We start from the raw sequence: 15926 nt of genomic DNA, 5'->3' as shown, positions 1-15926 counted from the left end.
TTCCCGGACCGGTTCCGGGGCATCCCCCCGGCATGCCGGGAACCGGGCGAAGGCGGGCCCGCCGCGCAAGCAAGCGGCGCGGGCCCCTCGCCAAGAGAATGGAAAGGATTATCGTGAAAGTCATACGTCCCCTGCTGGTGATCTTCGGCGGCCTGTCGCTGCTCACCGGCCTGGCCTACCCGCTGGCCACCACCGGCATCGCCCAGGCGGTGTTCCCAGCGCAAGCCAACGGCAGCCTGATCACCCAAGACGGCAAAGTGGTGGGTTCGCGCCTGATCGGCCAGAACTTCAGCGGCGAACGGTACTTCTGGGGCCGTCCGTCGGCCACCAGCCCGATGCCGTACAATGCCGGCAGCTCCGGCGGCTCCAATCTGGGTCCGACCAACAAGGCCCAGCTGGACGCAGTCAAGGGCAATGTCGACAATCTGCGCAAGGCGCACCCGACCCAGACCGGCCTGGTGCCGGTGGATCTGGCCACCGCCTCCGCCAGCGGCCTGGACCCCGACATTTCCGTGGCCGCCGCCTACTACCAAGTTGACCGCGTGGCCGCCGCGCGTAAACTGCCGGCAAGCACGGTGCGCCAGCTGGTGGACAGCCATATCACAGGCGAAACCTTCGGCCTGCTCGGCGAGCCGCGCATCAATGTGCTGGAACTGAATCTGGCGCTGGACCAACTCTCCAAGAAGGCCTAAGCCCCCATGACCGATCAGCGCCCCGACCCGGATGCCCTGCTTGACGAGCTGAAACGCGAAGCGCTGGAAGCGCAGCGCGGCAGGCTGAAGATTTTCTTCGGCGCCTGCGCCGGCGTGGGCAAGACCTTCGCCATGCTGGCCGCCGCGCGCGTCAAGCAGCAAGAAGGCGTCAGGGTGCTGATCGGCGTGGTGGAGACCCACGGCCGCAAGGAAACCGAGGCGCAGCTGGAAGGCCTGGAAGTGCTGCCGCCCAGCCGCATCGAATACAAGGGCCACGCCTTGTCGGAATTCGACATCGACCAGGCGCTGGCGCGGAAGCCGCAGTTGATCCTGATGGACGAGTTCGCCCACTCCAACGTGCCCGGCTCGCGCCATCCCAAGCGCTGGCAGGATGTGGAGGAGTTGCTCGCCGCGGGCATCGACGTCTACACCACTCTCAACGTGCAGCACCTTGAGAGCCTTAACGATGTTGTCGGCCAGATCACCGGCATCATCGTCAGGGAAACGCTGCCCGATCATGTGTTCGACATGGCCGATGAAGTCTCTCTGGTGGATTTGCCGCCGGACGAGCTGCAGTCCCGCCTCGCCGCCGGCAAGGTCTACGTGCCGCACCAGGCGGAACGCGCGGTCAAGAACTTCTTCCGCAAGGGCAATCTCTTGGCCTTGCGCGAGTTGGCGCTGCGCCGCACCGCAGACCGGGTGGACGCGCAGATGCGCGCCTACCGCGCCGACCAGTCCATCACCCCGGTCTGGCACGCCCGCGAGCGGCTGCTGGTCTGCGTCGGACCGGGGCCAGGCACGGAAAAGCTGGTCCGCAGCACCAAGCGGCTGGCCGCCAATCTGGACGCGGACTGGATCGCCGTTTACGTGGAAACGCCGCATCTGCAAAGACTGCCCGAAGAACAACGCGCGCGCATTCTGAAAGGCCTGAAACTGGCGCAGGAGCTGGGCGCCGAAACCACGGTGCTGGGCGGCAGCGAGCTGGCCGCCACCCTGCTGGCCTACGCCCGCACCCGCAACGTGTCCAAGCTGGTAGTGGGAAAATCCGCGCGCAGCGCGCTGGCGCGGCTATGGCAGGGCTCGCTGGTCAATGAGCTGACCCGGCAGTCCGGCGATGTCGACGTTTACGTGGTGGCGCATGATCTGGAGGACGAAACCGAGCGCCGCGGCAAGCGCGTGCGCAGCCTGCTGTTCGGCGAGGACGAGGACGGCAAGGCGCGGCGCGGCTATCTGGCCGCCACCGCCATCTGCTTCGCCACCACCGAGCTCAACCACCTGCTGGTGCCCTACTTCGCGTTGTCCAACGTCATCATGGTGCATCTGCTGGCGGTGGTGCTGATCGCCACCCGCTACGGCCGCGGCCCCGGCGTGCTGGCGTCCTTCCTGTCCGTCGCCGCCTTCGATTTTTTCTTCGTGCCGCCCCAGCTGTCGTTTGCGGTATCGGACACCCAGTATCTGCTAACCTTCATCGTCATGCTCGTGGTGGCGCTGGTCATCAGCCAGCTGACCGCCCGCTTCCGCTTCGAAGCCACCATCGCCACCTATCGCGAACGGCGCACCCGCGCGCTGTACGACCTGGGCCGCGAGCTGGCCAGCGCGCTGACGGCCTCGCAAATCATAGAAACCGCCATCGGCCAGCTGGAACCGCTGTTCCGCGCCAAGGTGATGCTGTTCATCCCCAATAGCGAAGACCAGCTGCGCGCGGCCACCGAAAACGGCAATGATGCCGATACCGGCGTGGCGCAATGGGTCTTCGACAATCTGCAGCCCGCCGGGCTCGGCACCAACACGCTGCCCTCCAACGCCGCGCTCTACGTGCCGCTGAAGGCGCCAATGCGCGTGCGCGGCGTCATCGCCCTGCTGCCCGAGGAAACCATCCACGCCTTCCTGCCGGAACAGCAGCGCTTGCTGGAAACCTGCGCCGCCCAGATCGCGCTGGCGTTGGAGCGCGTGCATTACGTGGAGGTGGCGCAGGACGCCATCGTGGCGATGGAGTCGGAACGACTGCGCAACAGCGTATTGTCCGTCGTATCCCACGATCTGCGCACGCCGCTGACCACCATGCTGGGCCTGGCCAATATGCTGAATTCGCCGCATCTGCCGCCGGAGCAGCAGGCCGACATCGCGCAGTCCATCCAGGACGAGGCGCTGCGCATGAACAAGTTGGTGACCAATCTATTGGACATGGCCAGGCTGCAATCCGGCGTCAAGCTGAACAAGGAGTGGCAGTTGCTGGACGAGGTGGTGGGCAGCGCCGTGCGCGCCTGCGAGCGCAGCCTGCGCCATCACCGGCTGGAGCTGAGGCTGAGCCATGACCTGCCGGTGCTGGAGTACGACGCGGTGCTGATAGAACGCGTGCTGGTCAATCTGCTGGAAAACGCCGGCAAGTACACGCCGGCCGGCTCGCGCATCGAGCTGGCCGCCAGCCACGACGGCGACAAGGTCCGCATCACCGTGAGCGACGACGGCCCCGGCCTGCCGGCCAATATGGAGCAGCGGGCCTTCGACAAATTCACGCGCGGCGCGCCCGAATCCACCACCCCCGGCGTGGGGCTGGGGCTGGCCATCTGCCGCGCCATCATAGAAAACCACGGCGGAACGATAGAGGCCGGCAACGCGCAGCCGCACGGCGCCCGCTTCTCCTTCACGCTGCCGGCCGGCGCGCCGCCCGAGCTGCCGCCGGAAGACGCCTGAAACCACAAGAGCGATACGCCATGAACGACGCACCGATTTCCGTAGTGATCATCGAGGACGAGAAGCCTATCCGCCGCTTCCTGTCCGCCGCGCTGGAAGAAGAAAACCTCACGGTTTACGAGGCCGAAACCGGCAAGCAAGGCCAGATAGAAGTCGCCACCCGCAAGCCGGACCTGGCCATCCTGGACTTGGGCCTGCCGGACATGAACGGCATAGACGTGATCCAGAGCCTGCGCGAATGGACCGACATTCCCATTCTGGTGCTGTCGGCGCGCACCCAGGAAACCGAGAAAGTGGCGGCGCTGGACGCCGGCGCCGACGACTACCTGACCAAGCCCTTCGGCGTGGCCGAATGCCTGGCGCGCATCCGCGTCTTGCTGCGCCGCCGCATCCACGGCAGCTCCGCGCCGCAGCAAACCTTCCAGTTCGGCGACATCAAGATCGACCTGGTCAACCGCCTGGTGAGCAAGGGCGAGGCGCCGGTGCATCTGACGCCCATCGAATACCGGCTGCTCTCCACGCTGATCCGCAACGCCGGCAAGGTCATCACCCACCGCGAGCTGCTGCTGGCGGTGTGGGGGCCATCCTTCTCCGAGCACAACCAGTACCTGCGCGTGTACATGGGCCACTTGCGGCAAAAGCTGGAAGAGCACCCCGCCATGCCGCGCCACATCGTCACCGAAACCGGCGTCGGCTACCGCCTGGTGGAAAACGCCCCGCCCCTGGCCGAGGAATGACCGGCGGGCTTGACAGCCCTCTGCCAGCGGCATATTCTGGCCCACATGCGCCGATTTGACACAGCTTGCGGGCGCTTGATAAATGCCAGCTAAAGCGTATACGGATCAACCCGCTTGCGCTTTTAACGGCCAGCGGGTTTTTTCATGGCTGGCCGGCATCGCTCTCCCGCATGCCGCTTCAAATTGGTTCGCCCCGTCGGGGCAGGCGCCGAGTTAATGACAACTTGCAGGGCGCCGAAAAATCCTGCTAAAGCGTCGCCGGCCGCCAGGCTCGGCACGCGCAGCGCGACCGAACCTGGAGAGCCAAAATGTACGACTGCCTGCAAGACAGCTATACCGATTTCTCTTTTGCGATTTTTGATGCCGTGGGAAGACCTCGCCCCCTCTGTGGCAGCCTGAGCGCCACCCCCCTGCCCGCCGGCGACGAGCATGCCCTGCATGCGCTCGCCGACTTCGCCCGTGACCAAGGTTATGACGTGGAGCAAGCCGACCAGCACGTGACCGTGCAGGACATCAGCCTGGCCGACGCGCTGGCGATCAACGCCCGCTATGGCGACGCGCTGATCATCAGCTGCGATCTGCGCCGCGACCCGCCGGTCAGGATCTGACCCGGCGCGACAGCATGGCGGCGCGGCGGCTATAATCAAGCTTTTCCGCCGCACGCTCCGCAACAACATGCTGTTCGAACTCAATCGCGCCCCGCGCCATGAAATCCTGGCCGAGGCGCGCCAGATCGCGCGCCTCGCGCTGCCGATGATGGTGGCCCAGATCGCCCAGGTGGCCACCGGCTTCGTCGATACCGTCATGGCCGGCCGCGTCGGCACCGACGACCTGGCCGCCGTGTCCTTGGGCGCCAGCGTGTTCATCACCGTCTATGTCACGCTGATGGGCGTGGTGACGGCGCTCAATCCCATCCTGTCCCACCACCTTGGCGCCGGCGAAACGCGCGAATTCGGCCGCGATGCCGCGCAGGGCATGTGGTTCGGCCTGCTGCTGGGCGCGCTGGGCGCGCTGCTGATGCTGCTGCTGGAGGCGCCGCTGCGCCATGTGCTGAGCCTGCCGCCGCCCGTGGTGGACAAGGTGATGCTGTTTGTCACCGGCGCCGCCATCGGCATGCCGGCGGCCATGGTCCACCGCGCGCTGCACGCCTACGCCTCCAGCCTGGGCCATCCCAAGCCCATCATGGTAGTCAGCCTGTTGGCGCTGGCCTTGAACATTCCGCTCAACTACATCCTGATCCACGGCCTGTTCGGCCTGCCCAAGATGGGCGGCGCCGGCTGCGGCTGGGCCACCGGCATCGTGTTCTGGTTCAATTGCCTGGCCCTGCTGGCCTATGTCAGCTGGCACCGCCATTTCCGCGACAGCCGCATCCTGGCTGGCCTCGCCGCGCCGGACTGGGGCCGCTTCGCCGCCTTCTTCAAGCTGGGCGCGCCGATAGGCCTGTCCTTCTTCGTCGAAGTGAGCCTGTTTTCCTTCATCGCGCTGCTGATCGCCGAATTGGGCACCGTGGTGGTGGCCACCCACCAGTCGGTGCTGAACTTCTCCAGCCTGATCTACATGCTGCCGCAGAGCGTGGCCACCGCGCTGTCGGTGCGCGTGGGCCACCACGCCGGCGCCGGCGACTACAAGTCCGCGCGCTTCATTTCCGGCGTCGGCCTGGCCATCGGCCTGGCCATGGCGGGCAGCGCCATGATCCTGGTGCTACTGCTGCGCGAGCCCATCATGCGCATGTATAGCCAAGACCCGCGCGTGATCGCCATGGGCATGACGCTGCTGCTGTTCGCCGCCGTCTACCAGTTGACCGACGCCGCCCAGACCATCGCCTCCGGCGCCTTGCGCGGCTACAAGCTCACCGCCATTCCGATGGCCATTCACATCGTCTCGTTCTGGGTGGCCGGGCTGGGCCTGGGCATCGTGCTGGGCCTGACCGACTGGATCGTGCCGCGCATGGGCATCTACGGCTTCTGGACCGCGCTGGTGATCAGCCTCAGCCTGGCCGGCCTGCTGCTGACTTATTATCTGGCCCGCGCCAGCAGAAAACGGCTGCGCCGCGACCAAGGAATCCTGCTATGACTCTGCAGTTTCAAGAAAACGTCGACCTGCGTCCCTTCAATACTTTTGGACTGGCGGCCCGCGCCGCCCACTTCTGCCGCCTGAGCGACCTGTCCGACCTTCCCGCCCTGCTGGCCCATCCGCGCTATCGACTAGGGCCCGTGCTATGGCTGGGCGGCGGCAGCAATCTGCTGTTGACGCAAGACTATCCGGGCCTGGTGATCAAAATGGAACTGTCCGGCATCCGGCTGCTGGCGGAGGATGGCGACGCCGTCATCGTCGAGGCCGCCGCCGGCGAAAACTGGCACGGCTTCGTTCAATATGCGCTGGCGCAAGGCTGGTACGGCCTGGAAAACCTGAGCCTGATCCCCGGCACGGTGGGCGCCAGCCCGGTGCAAAACATCGGCGCTTACGGCGTGGAGGTGAAGGACCATCTGCATGAGGTAGTCTGCGCGCGGCTGGACCGGCAGGGCGAAGCGCTGGTCCTGTCCAACGCGGACTGCCGCTTCGGCTACCGCGACAGCGTGTTCAAGCATGAGGCGGCCGGCACGCTGCTGGTGACGGCGGTGCGCTTCCGCCTGTCCCGCCGCCCAGACCTACGCACCGGCTACGGCGACATCGCCAAGCAGCTGGCCGCCGACGGCATAACGGAGCCGACGCCGCTGGATGTCAGCCGCGCCGTGATCGCCATCCGCCAAAGCAAGCTGCCGGACCCGGCCGTGCTGGGCAATGCGGGCAGCTTCTTCAAGAACCCGGTCATTCCCGCCGCGCAAGCCCAGGCTCTGCTGGCCGCTCATCCCAATCTGCCGCACTACCCGGCCGCCGGCGGCCAGGTCAAGCTGGCGGCCGGCTGGCTGATAGACCAATGCGGCCTGAAGGGCTACCGCGACGGCGACGCCGGCGTGCACGACAGGCAGGCGCTGGTGCTGGTCAACCACGGCCAGGCCAGCGGCCGGCAACTGCGCGCCCTGGCGCAAAAGGTGCAGGATGCGGTGCGGGAGCGCTTCGGCGTGGCGCTGGAGCCGGAGCCGCTGATTTTGTAACCCCGGCCGGGAACTGACGCCGCGCGCGCGGATCCAGTCATAGAACCTGGCGCAAATTCTTGGAACCGATGCATCAGAAGAAGGAAACGCAATGAGCAGCAAACCGGAAGTCTTGGTGTTCGACCTGGGCGGCGTCTTGATCAATTGGAATGGCATCGATCCGCTGATCCGCCTGTCCGCCGGCCGGCTGGACCGCGAAGCAGCCCGCCAGTTCTGGATGCACACGCCGTGGGCGGCCAGGCTGGATCTGGGCGAATGCACGCCGCTTGAATTCGCCGCCGCCATGGCGGACGAGCTGCAGCTGCAGATAGCGCCGGAAGCCATGCTGGCCCAGTTGCGCAGCTGGAACGCCGGCGCCTTTCGCGGCGCCCGCCCGCTGCTGCAAGCGCTGTCCGCAAATTGGCAACTGGCCGCGCTCAGCAACATCAACAGCTGCCACTGGCAGCAGGTCAGCGAGGAATTCCATCTGGTCGATCTGTTCGACCAGGTCTTCGCCTCTTACCAAATCCGCCTGCGCAAACCGGACCCGGCCATTTATCGCCACGTCGAGCAGGCCTTGGGCCTGCAAGGCGCGCAAATCGCCTTCTTCGACGACAATATCGAATGCGTGGAAACCGCCCGCGCCGCCGGCTGGCAGGCCTTCCACACCGTAGGATTCGAACCGTTGCAGGCTACGCTGCGCGCGCAGGGCTGGCTGTAAATACCCGCCTCAGCCCTGCACCCCGCCCGCCTGGAGGAAGAGATAGATCACAGCCAGCAGGCCGATCAGCCAGGACAGCGAGCGCAGCGCCGCCTGATCCGCCATGTAAAGCAGGCCGTGGGCGAGGCGGGCTGCGATGAACACGCCGGCGGCGGTGTTCATGTCGGCGGCCGGCACCTTCATCAGCCAGGCCGCCATGACGGCGGCCACCCAGGTAGGCAAGGCCTCCCAGGCGTTCTGCTGGGCCCAGCCGGCGCGCTGCCGATAGCCTTCGGCCCTCGCCGCAAACTCGCGCGGCCGGTGGTTATCCACCCGGGCACCGGCCTTGGCCACGCCGGCCCAGATCAACGGCAGCAAGGCCGCCAGCAGCAAGCTCCACAACACGAATGGCATCGAGACTCCTCCTCAAGATTTGCCCGGCCTGTCGCCGAGATAACGCGCGTCGTCGAAGGTGGCCACCCAGCCAGGGCGATACACCACCAGCACCGCCAGCAAGAGACCGGTGGTAAAGGCCTCGGACCACGACAACAAAAAGTAATATGGCAAGGCTTCCGTCAATAAATCATCCCAGGCATACGCCCCGGCCAGCCCCAAAGCCAGCAAGCCGCACAGGGCGGCGCCAATCAGGCTGGCGCCGCCGGCCAGGAAGCCGTTGACGAAGATATAGACGAAGAAATGCGCCGGCAAGAAACGCCGCGCCAGCGCCAGCGCGCCGCCGGTCACCGCCACCGCCGGCAGCGCCGTCAGCAGCCAGTTCAAGCCCAAGCCCTGCCAATCCGCATGGCCGCCTGCGGCCAGGCCCAGTTGCACCGCGGCCAGCGCCAGCAAGGCCAGCCACGGCCCCATCAGCAGGGTGAACAGCGCGGCGCCCAGCAAATGGAAAGACAAGCCCGCGTGCAAGCCCGCTCGCAGCAGCCAGAGCATGACATCCAGCACGCAGGCGCCCATCCAGGCATTCAGCGCGGCGGCGTCCAGCCGGCGCCAAGGCACGCGCCAGCCCGCCAAGCCCAGGCCGGCCAGCGCCAGTCCATTGGCCAGCCAGGGAAACCATGAACCAAACAGGGAAGCCGGCAAATCCATGACATAAAGTTTAAGGTGCTGAGGCTGACAGCATACCAGAGCCGGCGCGCCATTTTCAGCGCGCAGCCGCTACAATACGCTTTTTACGGAGACCTGCATGACCGCCCTACCCGCCCCGCACCTGATTGCCCAGCAAGTCAGCCTGGCCCTGGCCGAAGACATCGGCCAATGCGACTGGACTGCCCGCCTGATTCCGGCCGACAAGTCCGGCACCGCCCGCGTCATCGCGCGCGAAGACGCCGTGATCTGCGGCCAGGCCTGGTTCGACGAGTGCCTCCGCCAGGTGGACGCGCGCTGCGCGGTGGAATGGCGGGTCGCCGAAGGCGAGTGCGCGGCCGCCGGCGGCGAGCTGTGCCGCATCACCGGCCCGGCGCGCGCGCTGCTCACCGCGGAGCGCAGCGCGCTGAACTTCCTGCAGCTCTTGTCCGGCGTGGCCAGCGAGACCCGCCGCTACGTCGACGCCGCCGCCGGCCATCGCGCCCGCATTCTGGACACCCGCAAGACCGTGCCCGGCCTGCGCCTGGCGCAGAAATACGCCGTCACCGTGGGCGGCGGCGCCAATCAGCGCATCGGCCTGTTCGACGGCATCCTGATCAAGGAAAACCACATCATGGCCGCTGGCGGCATTGCCCAAGCGATGGCGCAAGCGCAGGCCGACCTGCCGCCCGGCGTCACGCTGCAGATCGAAGTGGAAACGCTGGCGCAGCTGGAAGAAGCGCTGCGCCACGGCGCCAAGCTCGTCCTGCTGGACAATATGAGCCTCGAACACATGCGCCAAGCCGTGACGATGACGGCCGGCCGCGCCGAGCTGGAAGCCTCCGGCGGCGTCGATCTGGACCGCGTGCGCGCCATCGCCGCCACCGGCGTGGATCGCATCTCGGTGGGCAAGCTGACCAAGGACGTGCGCGCCATCGATCTATCCATGCGCTTTGCCCTGTGAGCGACTACGCAGCAAGGGCCTAAGCTGTCATACTGAAGGCTTTCGAACAATAAGCAGCATTGCATAAGCTGGCCTCGAACATGGATCTGACCCACCGCAAGCAGGTATTACGCTCCGCGCGCCACGCCAAGTGGGGGGCGGCGCTATTGCTGCTGGTCACGCTGGGACTGGTGGCGCTGGATCTGGGCATCAGCTACCGCCAGGTGGAACACGAGGCCAGCCACCAGGCCAATGGCTTGAGCCAGCTGCTGTCAGAACGACTGAGCTCAGGCATCCATGAGGCCGGCCTGATCCTGCAAAGCAGCAACCAGATTCCCGAGGTGCAGAAGCTGCTGCGCAGCGGCAACCTGCCGCCCGACGCCCAGCAAAGCCTGAAGCAGAAGCTGCAGCAGCAGTTGCAGCTGGCGCCGTATCTGAGCCAGATCGAAATCGTCGACACCGCCTGCCAGACCATATTCAGCACGGGCCGCGGCGCGAACGCCCATGCCCATCACAATGAATTCTGCCGCTGGCTGCATCGGGTGGACCCGCAGGAAAGCAAATACACGGCGGTCATGCACAGCCCTACCGCCGGCGGCATCCTGCTGGCCAACAAGCTGCACGACGCGGACGGCAACCTGATTGGCATGGCCACCGGCCTGATCAACCATGATTTCTTTCAGGACGAGGTCAGCCGCCTGACCGTGGGCGAACATGGCGAGATCCTGGTGCTGGACCAGCGCCAGTTGCCGGTGGCGCGCTGGCCCAAGGTAAAAGACGCGGACGCGCAAAGCTATCGGCCGCTGCAAGCCCACGTCATGCTGTCGCGCGACGCCAACCAGATGCTGTTCAGCGCGCCGTCCAGTTTCGACGGCTCCATGCGGCTGTATAGCGTGCGTCAAACCGGCAGCTACCCGTTCCAGGTGGCGGTGGGCATTTCACGCCAGGATTTCACTCGCTATGTCTGGGACAAGGCCTGGCTGGCGCTGCCCGGCTGGCTGTTCGTGGCGGCGCTGACGCTACTGGCGCTGCGCAAGCACCTGTCCAATCTGAAGCAGCATCAGCAATTGCTGCGCGGCAATGAAAGAATCCGCGAGAGCGAGGAGCAGGCGCGCCGCATTCTCGACATCGCCCCGCTGGGCCTGCTGCTGGTCAATCCGCAAACGCTGCGCATCCGCCATGCCAACGCGCCGGCGCGCGAAATGCTGCACCTGCCGCCGCCGCAGCCGGAAAAGGCCGGCCAAGAGCTGAACCTGCCGCTGAAACTGCAACCGGTGGAGCAATGGCTGCTGGATGGGGAGGACGCGCTGCAGCGCGAGATCGAACTGGAACTGGAAGACAAGAGCAAGCTGTGGGCCATCGTCTCGCTGCAAAGCCTCAGCCGGGAGAGCGAACCGTCGTCGCTGATCGCGCTGTACGATATTTCGGGACGCAAGCAGCTGGAGCAACAGCTGCACCAAAGCAATCTGCAGCTGGCGGAAATGGCGATCACCGACCCGCTGACCCGGCTCTACAACCGCCGCCATGCCGACATGGTGCTAAGGGATGAAATCAGCCGCTGCGAACGCTACGGCCAGACCATGGCGATATCGGTATTCGATATCGACTACTTCAAGAAATTCAACGATCTGTACGGCCACCAGGCCGGCGACGACGTGCTGGTGGCCGTGGGCAACGCGCTGCGCGACACCACGCGCAACACCGACATCAATGCCCGCATCGGCGGGGAAGAGTTCATGGTGATCTTCCCCTACACGCGGCTGCGCGACGCGCACAAGGTGATGCTGCGCATGCAGACGGCGCTGACCCATACTTCCTTCCCTTACGTGGAGCAGCGCATCACCTTCAGCGGCGGCATCACCGACTGGCGGCCGGGCGACACGCCGGCCACCATGGTCTCGCGCGCGGACAAGCTGCTGTACGAGGCCAAGCTGGCCGGCCGCAACATCATACTGTGCGATCAGGACACGCCGTAAGCGCCGGCTAAGCCAGCGCGTCCGCCAACATCCACATCATCGCCGCCGTGGCGCCCCAGATGGTATGGCGCTGCCATTCAAAAGCCAGGTAGCGGCCGACCACGCCGTCGCGCACATAGTCATGCCGGCTGTAAGCCGTCTTGTCCAGCAAACGCCGCAGCGGCACCTCAAACACCTCCGCCACCTCGCCCGGGGCCGGCGCCAGCGCCAACGGCGGCCGCAACAAGCCCACCACCGGCGTCACCACGAAATCCGTTATCGTGACGTAATCCGGCAGACGGCCCAGCACATGCACGCCGGACTCCGCCAAACCGGTCTCCTCGCGCGCCTCGCGCAGCGCCGCGGCCTCCGCGGAACCATCGCCCGCCTCCAGCTTGCCGCCCGGAAAACTGACCTGGCCGGGATGACTGGGCAAGTGGTCGGCGCGGCGGGTAAACAGCACCGTAGGCTCACCCGCATGCCAGATCAACGGCACCAACACCGCCGCTGGACGCAGCCCCTCGCGCGCCGCCCGCCACGGCAGGTCGCCCGACTTGCCGGTAAAATCATAGGCGCGCAACCGCTGTGCTATCCATTGCGCGGCGCCGCCAGCCTCCATCGCCTCCATAACCCTCATCCTTATTGTGCGCGCCTGCCTATCTTGGGCAGATTGATCTCGCGCGCGTGCGCCAGCAGGCGCAGGGCCAAGCCCAGCCAGAACAGCAACTGCAAGGACCAGGTGCCCACCCAGCCCAGCCAGTCGAACAGCCATAGCCCGCCCGCCACTACGATGGCCACCGTGCCGTAGAAATCCTTATGCAAAATGAATGGCACATCATTGACCATCATGTCGCGCACCACGCCGCCGCCCACTGCGGTAATGAAGCCCAGCGCCACCACGCCGAAGGCATTCAGATCAAACATCAGGCCCACCTGGGCGCCGGTCAGGCTGAACGCGACCAGGCCCAGCGAATCCGCCAGCACGAACAGGCCCTCCAGCGCGCGGCTGCGCCGCCGGTGCAAGCCCGCCAGCCAGGCCAGCAGCACCGTGCCGGCAATAATGACCAGATTGGTGTAATCGAAGAACACCAGCGGCACCCGATTGACCAGCACGTCACGGATGATGCCGCCGCCAATCGCGGTCAGCAGCGCGACGATGGCGATGCCCAACAGGTCCAGCCGCTTGCGCACGCCCACCAGGTAGCCGGAAAAGGCAAAGGCGGCAGTGCCGATGGCGGAGAACCACTCCATTTGAAAAATGCGGTTTGGCAAATCCATGTTCCAATGTACCAAAAAAAATGCCAGACCGGCATGGTCTGGCATGGTTGGCGACGTCGTCCGCTTAGCGGCGCATCGAGTCGAAGAAAGCCTGATTCGACTTGGTCGCCTTGATCTTGTCCTGCAGGAACTCCATCGCCTCCAGATCATCCATCGGATACAGCAGCTTGCGCAGCACCCAGATGCGCTGCAGCTGGTCCTGCGGCACCAAGAGCTCTTCGCGGCGCGTGCCGGAGCGGTTGATGTTCAGCGCCGGGAAAATGCGCTTTTCCGCCATTTTGCGGTCCAGATGGATTTCGCAATTGCCGGTGCCCTTGAATTCCTCGTAGATCACGTCATCCATGCGGCTGCCGGTATCAATCAGCGCGGTGGCGATGATGGTCAGGCTGCCGCCCTCTTCCACATTGCGCGCGGCGCCGAAGAAGCGCTTCGGGCGTTGCAGCGCGTTGGCGTCCACGCCGCCGGTCAGCACCTTGCCGGATGCCGGCACCACGGTGTTGTAGGCGCGGGCCAGACGGGTGATGGAGTCCAGCAGGATCACCACGTCCTTCTTGTGCTCGACCAGGCGCTTGGCCTTCTCGATCACCATCTCGGCGACCTGCACGTGGCGGGTGGCCGGCTCGTCGAAGGTGGACGACACCACTTCGCCGCGCACCGAGCGCTGCATTTCGGTCACTTCTTCCGGGCGCTCGTCGATCAAGAGCACAATCAGCGTCGCATCGGGATGGTTGGCGGTGATGGCGTGCGCGATATGCTGCAGCATCACGGTCTTGCCCGACTTCGGCGGCGCCACCAGCAGAGCGCGCTGGCCGCGACCGATCGGCGAGATCAGGTCGATGATGCGGCCGGTGATGTTCTCTTCGGCGCGGATGTCGCGCTCCAGCTTGAACTGCTCGGTCGGGAACAGCGGCGTCAGGTTCTCAAACAGAATCTTGTGCTTGGAATTCTCCGGCGCCTCGCCGTTGACCTTGTCCACCTTCACCAGCGCAAAATAGCGCTCGCCGTCCTTAGGCGTGCGGATCTCGCCCTCGATCGAATCGCCGGTATGCAGGTTGAAGCGGCGGATCTGCGAGGGGCTGACGTAGATGTCGTCCGGGCCGGCCAGATACGAGGTATCCGGGCTGCGCAGAAAGCCGAAGCCGTCCGGCAGCACTTCCAGCGTGCCCTCGCCGAAGATGCTCTCGCCTTTTTTGGCCTGGTTTTTCAGAAGCGCGAAGATCAGATCCTGCTTGCGCAGCCGGTTGGCGCCTTCGATCTCGTTGGAAATCGCCATTTCCACGAGTTCGGAAACATGAAGATGTTTGAGGTCAGATAAGTGCATAGCGGTCGTGAGGTCGACTCGGTAGTATCAGGCGGAACGCCGTCGGGGGTGTGGAAGCGTAAACGGAGCGGGCGGCATTTATGCCACCCGCTTTGAAGATTGTGCGTGGAGAATAGACGCTTTACAGATAGCTGTCAATGAAGGCGGTCAGCTGGCTCTTGGACAGCGCGCCCACCTTGGTGCCGGCCACTTGGCCGTCCTTGAACAGCATCAGCGTCGGGATGCCGCGGATGCCGAACTTGGGCGGCGTCTGCTCATTTTGGTCGATGTTCAGCTTCATCACCTGCAGGCGGCCGTCGTATTCCTTGGCGATTTCGTCCAGGATGGGGGCAATCATCTTGCACGGACCGCACCATTCAGCCCAGTAGTCTACCAGCACCGGGAGGCCGGCCTTCAGCACGTCTTGCTCGAAAGAATCATCGGTAATGTGGCGGATCTCGCTCATGGCTTCCTCGTCATTAAATTGCTTGCCTAATCTGAGATGGTAGCAAGCGGCGGCGCGAGGGGCAACCGCCCGCCGCATGCCCAACGCCCCGTTTTGCTCAACGCACGCCTATCCAGCCAAGGCGAGGCCTGCTGCAAATGGCCGGCATTCGGTATAATGACGCGCTGTTTACACGAGAAGGACACCCAATGGGCTTTCTGCAAGGCAAGAAAATCCTGATCACCGGCATGATCTCCAACCGCTCCATCGCCTATGGCATCGCGCAAGCCTGTCACCGCGAGGGCGCCGAATTGGCCTTCACCTACGTGGTGGACAAGCTGGAAAACCGCGTCCGCGAGATGGCGGCCGACTTCGGCTCCCAGCGGGTCTTCCGCTGCGACGTGCAGAGCGACGACGAGATCAACCAGCTGTTCGTCGAGCTGGGCAAGGAATGGGACGGTCTGGACGGCCTGGTGCACTCGATAGGCTTCGCCCCGCGCGAAGCGCTGGAAGGAGACTTCCTGGACTCCCTGAGCCGCGAAGCGTTCCAGATCGCCCACGATGTGTCGTCCTACAGTTTCCCGGCGCTGGCCAAAGCCGCGCGCCCGATGATGCAGGGCCGCAAGGCCTCGCTGCTGACCCTGTCCTACCTGGGCGCGGTGCGCGCGATCCCGAACTACAACGTGATGGGCCTGGCCAAGGCCAGCCTGGAGGCCTCGGTGCGCTTCATGGCCGCCAGCCTGGGCAAGGAAGGCATACGCGTCAACGGCATTTCCGCCGGCCCGATCAAGACCCTGGCCGCCTCCGGCATCTCCGGCTTCTCCAAGCTGCTGAACATGGCGTCCAGCCAAGCCTGCCTGCGCCGCAACGTGACGACCGAAGAGGTGGGCAACGCCGCCGCCTTCATGCTGTCCGACCTGTCCTCCGGCATTACCGGCGAGATCACCTATGTCGACGCCGGCTACAGCATCAATGCGCTGAACGTGCCGGAGTAAGCCCGGCGCAACGGATGGAAGCCAAGACGGCGCGGC

At 65.3% G+C, this 15926-nt stretch carries 16 protein-coding genes; 10 read left to right on the top strand and 6 right to left on the bottom strand.

Going from position 1 to position 15926, the window contains the following annotated elements; genetic code table 11:
• Positions 1-113 precede the first annotated feature (113 nt).
• From kdpC to FYK34_RS03080, 7 genes are all read left to right on the top strand, one after another.
• Entirely contained in the window at positions 114-692 is a 579-nt protein-coding gene (kdpC, locus tag FYK34_RS03110) for a potassium-transporting ATPase subunit KdpC (RefSeq protein ID WP_269203860.1), read from the top strand.
• Between the two features lie 6 nt (positions 693-698).
• Entirely contained in the window at positions 699-3386 is a 2688-nt protein-coding gene (locus FYK34_RS03105) for a DUF4118 domain-containing protein (protein ID WP_149295009.1), read from the top strand.
• Between the two features lie 20 nt (positions 3387-3406).
• Positions 3407-4123 (top strand): two-component system response regulator KdpE, encoded by a 717-nt coding sequence (gene kdpE / locus FYK34_RS03100; RefSeq protein WP_149295008.1) that lies wholly within the window; start codon positions 3407-3409, stop codon positions 4121-4123.
• 308 nt (positions 4124-4431) lie between these two features.
• Positions 4432-4731 carry a hypothetical protein gene (locus FYK34_RS03095; protein WP_149295007.1) on the top strand — a complete coding sequence of 100 codons (300 nt, stop codon included), beginning with the start codon at positions 4432-4434 and terminating at the stop codon, positions 4729-4731.
• Between the two features lie 67 nt (positions 4732-4798).
• Positions 4799-6196 carry an MATE family efflux transporter gene (locus FYK34_RS03090; protein ID WP_149295006.1) on the top strand — a complete coding sequence of 466 codons (1398 nt, stop codon included), beginning with the start codon at positions 4799-4801 and terminating at the stop codon, positions 6194-6196.
• Positions 6193-7218 (top strand): UDP-N-acetylmuramate dehydrogenase, encoded by a 1026-nt coding sequence (gene murB / locus FYK34_RS03085; protein ID WP_149295005.1) that lies wholly within the window; start codon positions 6193-6195, stop codon positions 7216-7218. Before FYK34_RS03090 ends, murB begins: the two co-directional genes overlap by 4 nt.
• Positions 7219-7309: 91 nt before the next feature.
• On the top strand, positions 7310-7918 hold the full coding sequence (locus tag FYK34_RS03080) for an HAD family hydrolase (protein WP_149295004.1): 609 nt from the start codon (positions 7310-7312) through the stop codon (positions 7916-7918).
• Positions 7919-7927: 9 nt separating this feature from the next.
• Here the strand turns inward: FYK34_RS03080 and FYK34_RS03075 are convergent, their stop codons facing one another.
• Together FYK34_RS03075 and FYK34_RS03070 are read right to left on the bottom strand one after the other, a co-directional pair.
• On the bottom strand, positions 7928-8311 hold the full coding sequence (locus tag FYK34_RS03075) for an MAPEG family protein (RefSeq protein WP_149295003.1): 384 nt from the start codon (positions 8309-8311) through the stop codon (positions 7928-7930).
• Positions 8312-8323: 12 nt separating this feature from the next.
• Positions 8324-8998, bottom strand: coding sequence for an energy-coupling factor ABC transporter permease (locus tag FYK34_RS03070; protein ID WP_149295002.1), 675 nt, complete (start codon positions 8996-8998; stop codon positions 8324-8326).
• 97 nt (positions 8999-9095) lie between these two features.
• Between FYK34_RS03070 and nadC the strand changes: the two genes are divergently transcribed.
• Together nadC and FYK34_RS03060 are read left to right on the top strand one after the other, a co-directional pair.
• Positions 9096-9938, top strand: coding sequence for a carboxylating nicotinate-nucleotide diphosphorylase (gene nadC / locus FYK34_RS03065; RefSeq protein ID WP_149295001.1), 843 nt, complete (start codon positions 9096-9098; stop codon positions 9936-9938).
• Positions 9939-10018: 80 nt separating this feature from the next.
• Positions 10019-11893, top strand: coding sequence for a diguanylate cyclase (locus tag FYK34_RS03060; RefSeq protein WP_149295000.1), 1875 nt, complete (start codon positions 10019-10021; stop codon positions 11891-11893).
• Positions 11894-11900: 7 nt separating this feature from the next.
• Here FYK34_RS03060 and FYK34_RS03055 read toward each other — a convergent pair whose 3' ends face one another.
• From FYK34_RS03055 to trxA, 4 genes are all read right to left on the bottom strand, one after another.
• Positions 11901-12500, bottom strand: a complete 600-nt coding sequence (locus FYK34_RS03055; RefSeq protein WP_149294999.1) for a CoA pyrophosphatase — start codon at positions 12498-12500, stop codon at positions 11901-11903.
• Positions 12501-12511: 11 nt separating this feature from the next.
• Positions 12512-13123: a trimeric intracellular cation channel family protein gene (locus tag FYK34_RS03050; protein WP_407923592.1), complete on the bottom strand. Its 612-nt coding sequence runs from the start codon at positions 13121-13123 to the stop codon at positions 12512-12514.
• A gap of 91 nt (positions 13124-13214) precedes the next feature.
• Complete coding sequence (gene rho, locus FYK34_RS03045) at positions 13215-14471, bottom strand: transcription termination factor Rho (protein ID WP_149294997.1); 1257 nt, start codon at positions 14469-14471, stop codon at positions 13215-13217.
• Between the two features lie 121 nt (positions 14472-14592).
• Entirely contained in the window at positions 14593-14916 is a 324-nt protein-coding gene (trxA, locus tag FYK34_RS03040; protein ID WP_149294996.1) for a thioredoxin TrxA, read from the bottom strand.
• 188 nt (positions 14917-15104) lie between these two features.
• On the opposite strand from trxA, the gene fabI reads away from it, so the two are divergent.
• Complete coding sequence (gene fabI / locus FYK34_RS03035; RefSeq protein WP_149294995.1) at positions 15105-15890, top strand: enoyl-ACP reductase FabI; 786 nt, start codon at positions 15105-15107, stop codon at positions 15888-15890.
• Positions 15891-15926: the final 36 nt, after the last annotated feature.

Origin of the sequence: Chromobacterium paludis (genome assembly GCF_008275125.1) — a bacterium.
GTDB classification, from domain to species: Bacteria; Pseudomonadota; Gammaproteobacteria; order Burkholderiales; family Chromobacteriaceae; genus Chromobacterium; species Chromobacterium paludis.
This window is presented reverse-complemented; position numbering and strand designations above follow the sequence as displayed.

What these genes read in the sequence shown, in the direction of transcription:
- kdpE (WP_149295008.1), top strand. Translation starts at nt 3,407, where the DNA reads ATGAACGACGCACCGATTTCCGTAGTGATCATCGAGGACGAGAAGCCT.
- fabI (WP_149294995.1), top strand. Translation starts at nt 15,105, where the DNA reads ATGGGCTTTCTGCAAGGCAAGAAAATCCTGATCACCGGCATGATCTCC.
- FYK34_RS03080 (WP_149295004.1), top strand. Translation starts at nt 7,310, where the DNA reads ATGAGCAGCAAACCGGAAGTCTTGGTGTTCGACCTGGGCGGCGTCTTG.
- FYK34_RS03050 (WP_407923592.1), bottom strand. Translation starts at nt 13,123, where the DNA reads ATGGAGTGGTTCTCCGCCATCGGCACTGCCGCCTTTGCCTTTTCCGGC.
- FYK34_RS03090 (WP_149295006.1), top strand. Translation starts at nt 4,799, where the DNA reads ATGCTGTTCGAACTCAATCGCGCCCCGCGCCATGAAATCCTGGCCGAG.
- nadC (WP_149295001.1), top strand. Translation starts at nt 9,096, where the DNA reads ATGACCGCCCTACCCGCCCCGCACCTGATTGCCCAGCAAGTCAGCCTG.
- FYK34_RS03055 (WP_149294999.1), bottom strand. Translation starts at nt 12,500, where the DNA reads ATGGAGGCGATGGAGGCTGGCGGCGCCGCGCAATGGATAGCACAGCGG.
- murB (WP_149295005.1), top strand. Translation starts at nt 6,193, where the DNA reads ATGACTCTGCAGTTTCAAGAAAACGTCGACCTGCGTCCCTTCAATACT.
- rho (WP_149294997.1), bottom strand. Translation starts at nt 14,471, where the DNA reads ATGCACTTATCTGACCTCAAACATCTTCATGTTTCCGAACTCGTGGAA.
- FYK34_RS03070 (WP_149295002.1), bottom strand. Translation starts at nt 8,998, where the DNA reads ATGGATTTGCCGGCTTCCCTGTTTGGTTCATGGTTTCCCTGGCTGGCC.
- FYK34_RS03095 (WP_149295007.1), top strand. Translation starts at nt 4,432, where the DNA reads ATGTACGACTGCCTGCAAGACAGCTATACCGATTTCTCTTTTGCGATT.
- trxA (WP_149294996.1), bottom strand. Translation starts at nt 14,916, where the DNA reads ATGAGCGAGATCCGCCACATTACCGATGATTCTTTCGAGCAAGACGTG.
- FYK34_RS03060 (WP_149295000.1), top strand. Translation starts at nt 10,019, where the DNA reads ATGGATCTGACCCACCGCAAGCAGGTATTACGCTCCGCGCGCCACGCC.
- FYK34_RS03075 (WP_149295003.1), bottom strand. Translation starts at nt 8,311, where the DNA reads ATGCCATTCGTGTTGTGGAGCTTGCTGCTGGCGGCCTTGCTGCCGTTG.
- FYK34_RS03105 (WP_149295009.1), top strand. Translation starts at nt 699, where the DNA reads ATGACCGATCAGCGCCCCGACCCGGATGCCCTGCTTGACGAGCTGAAA.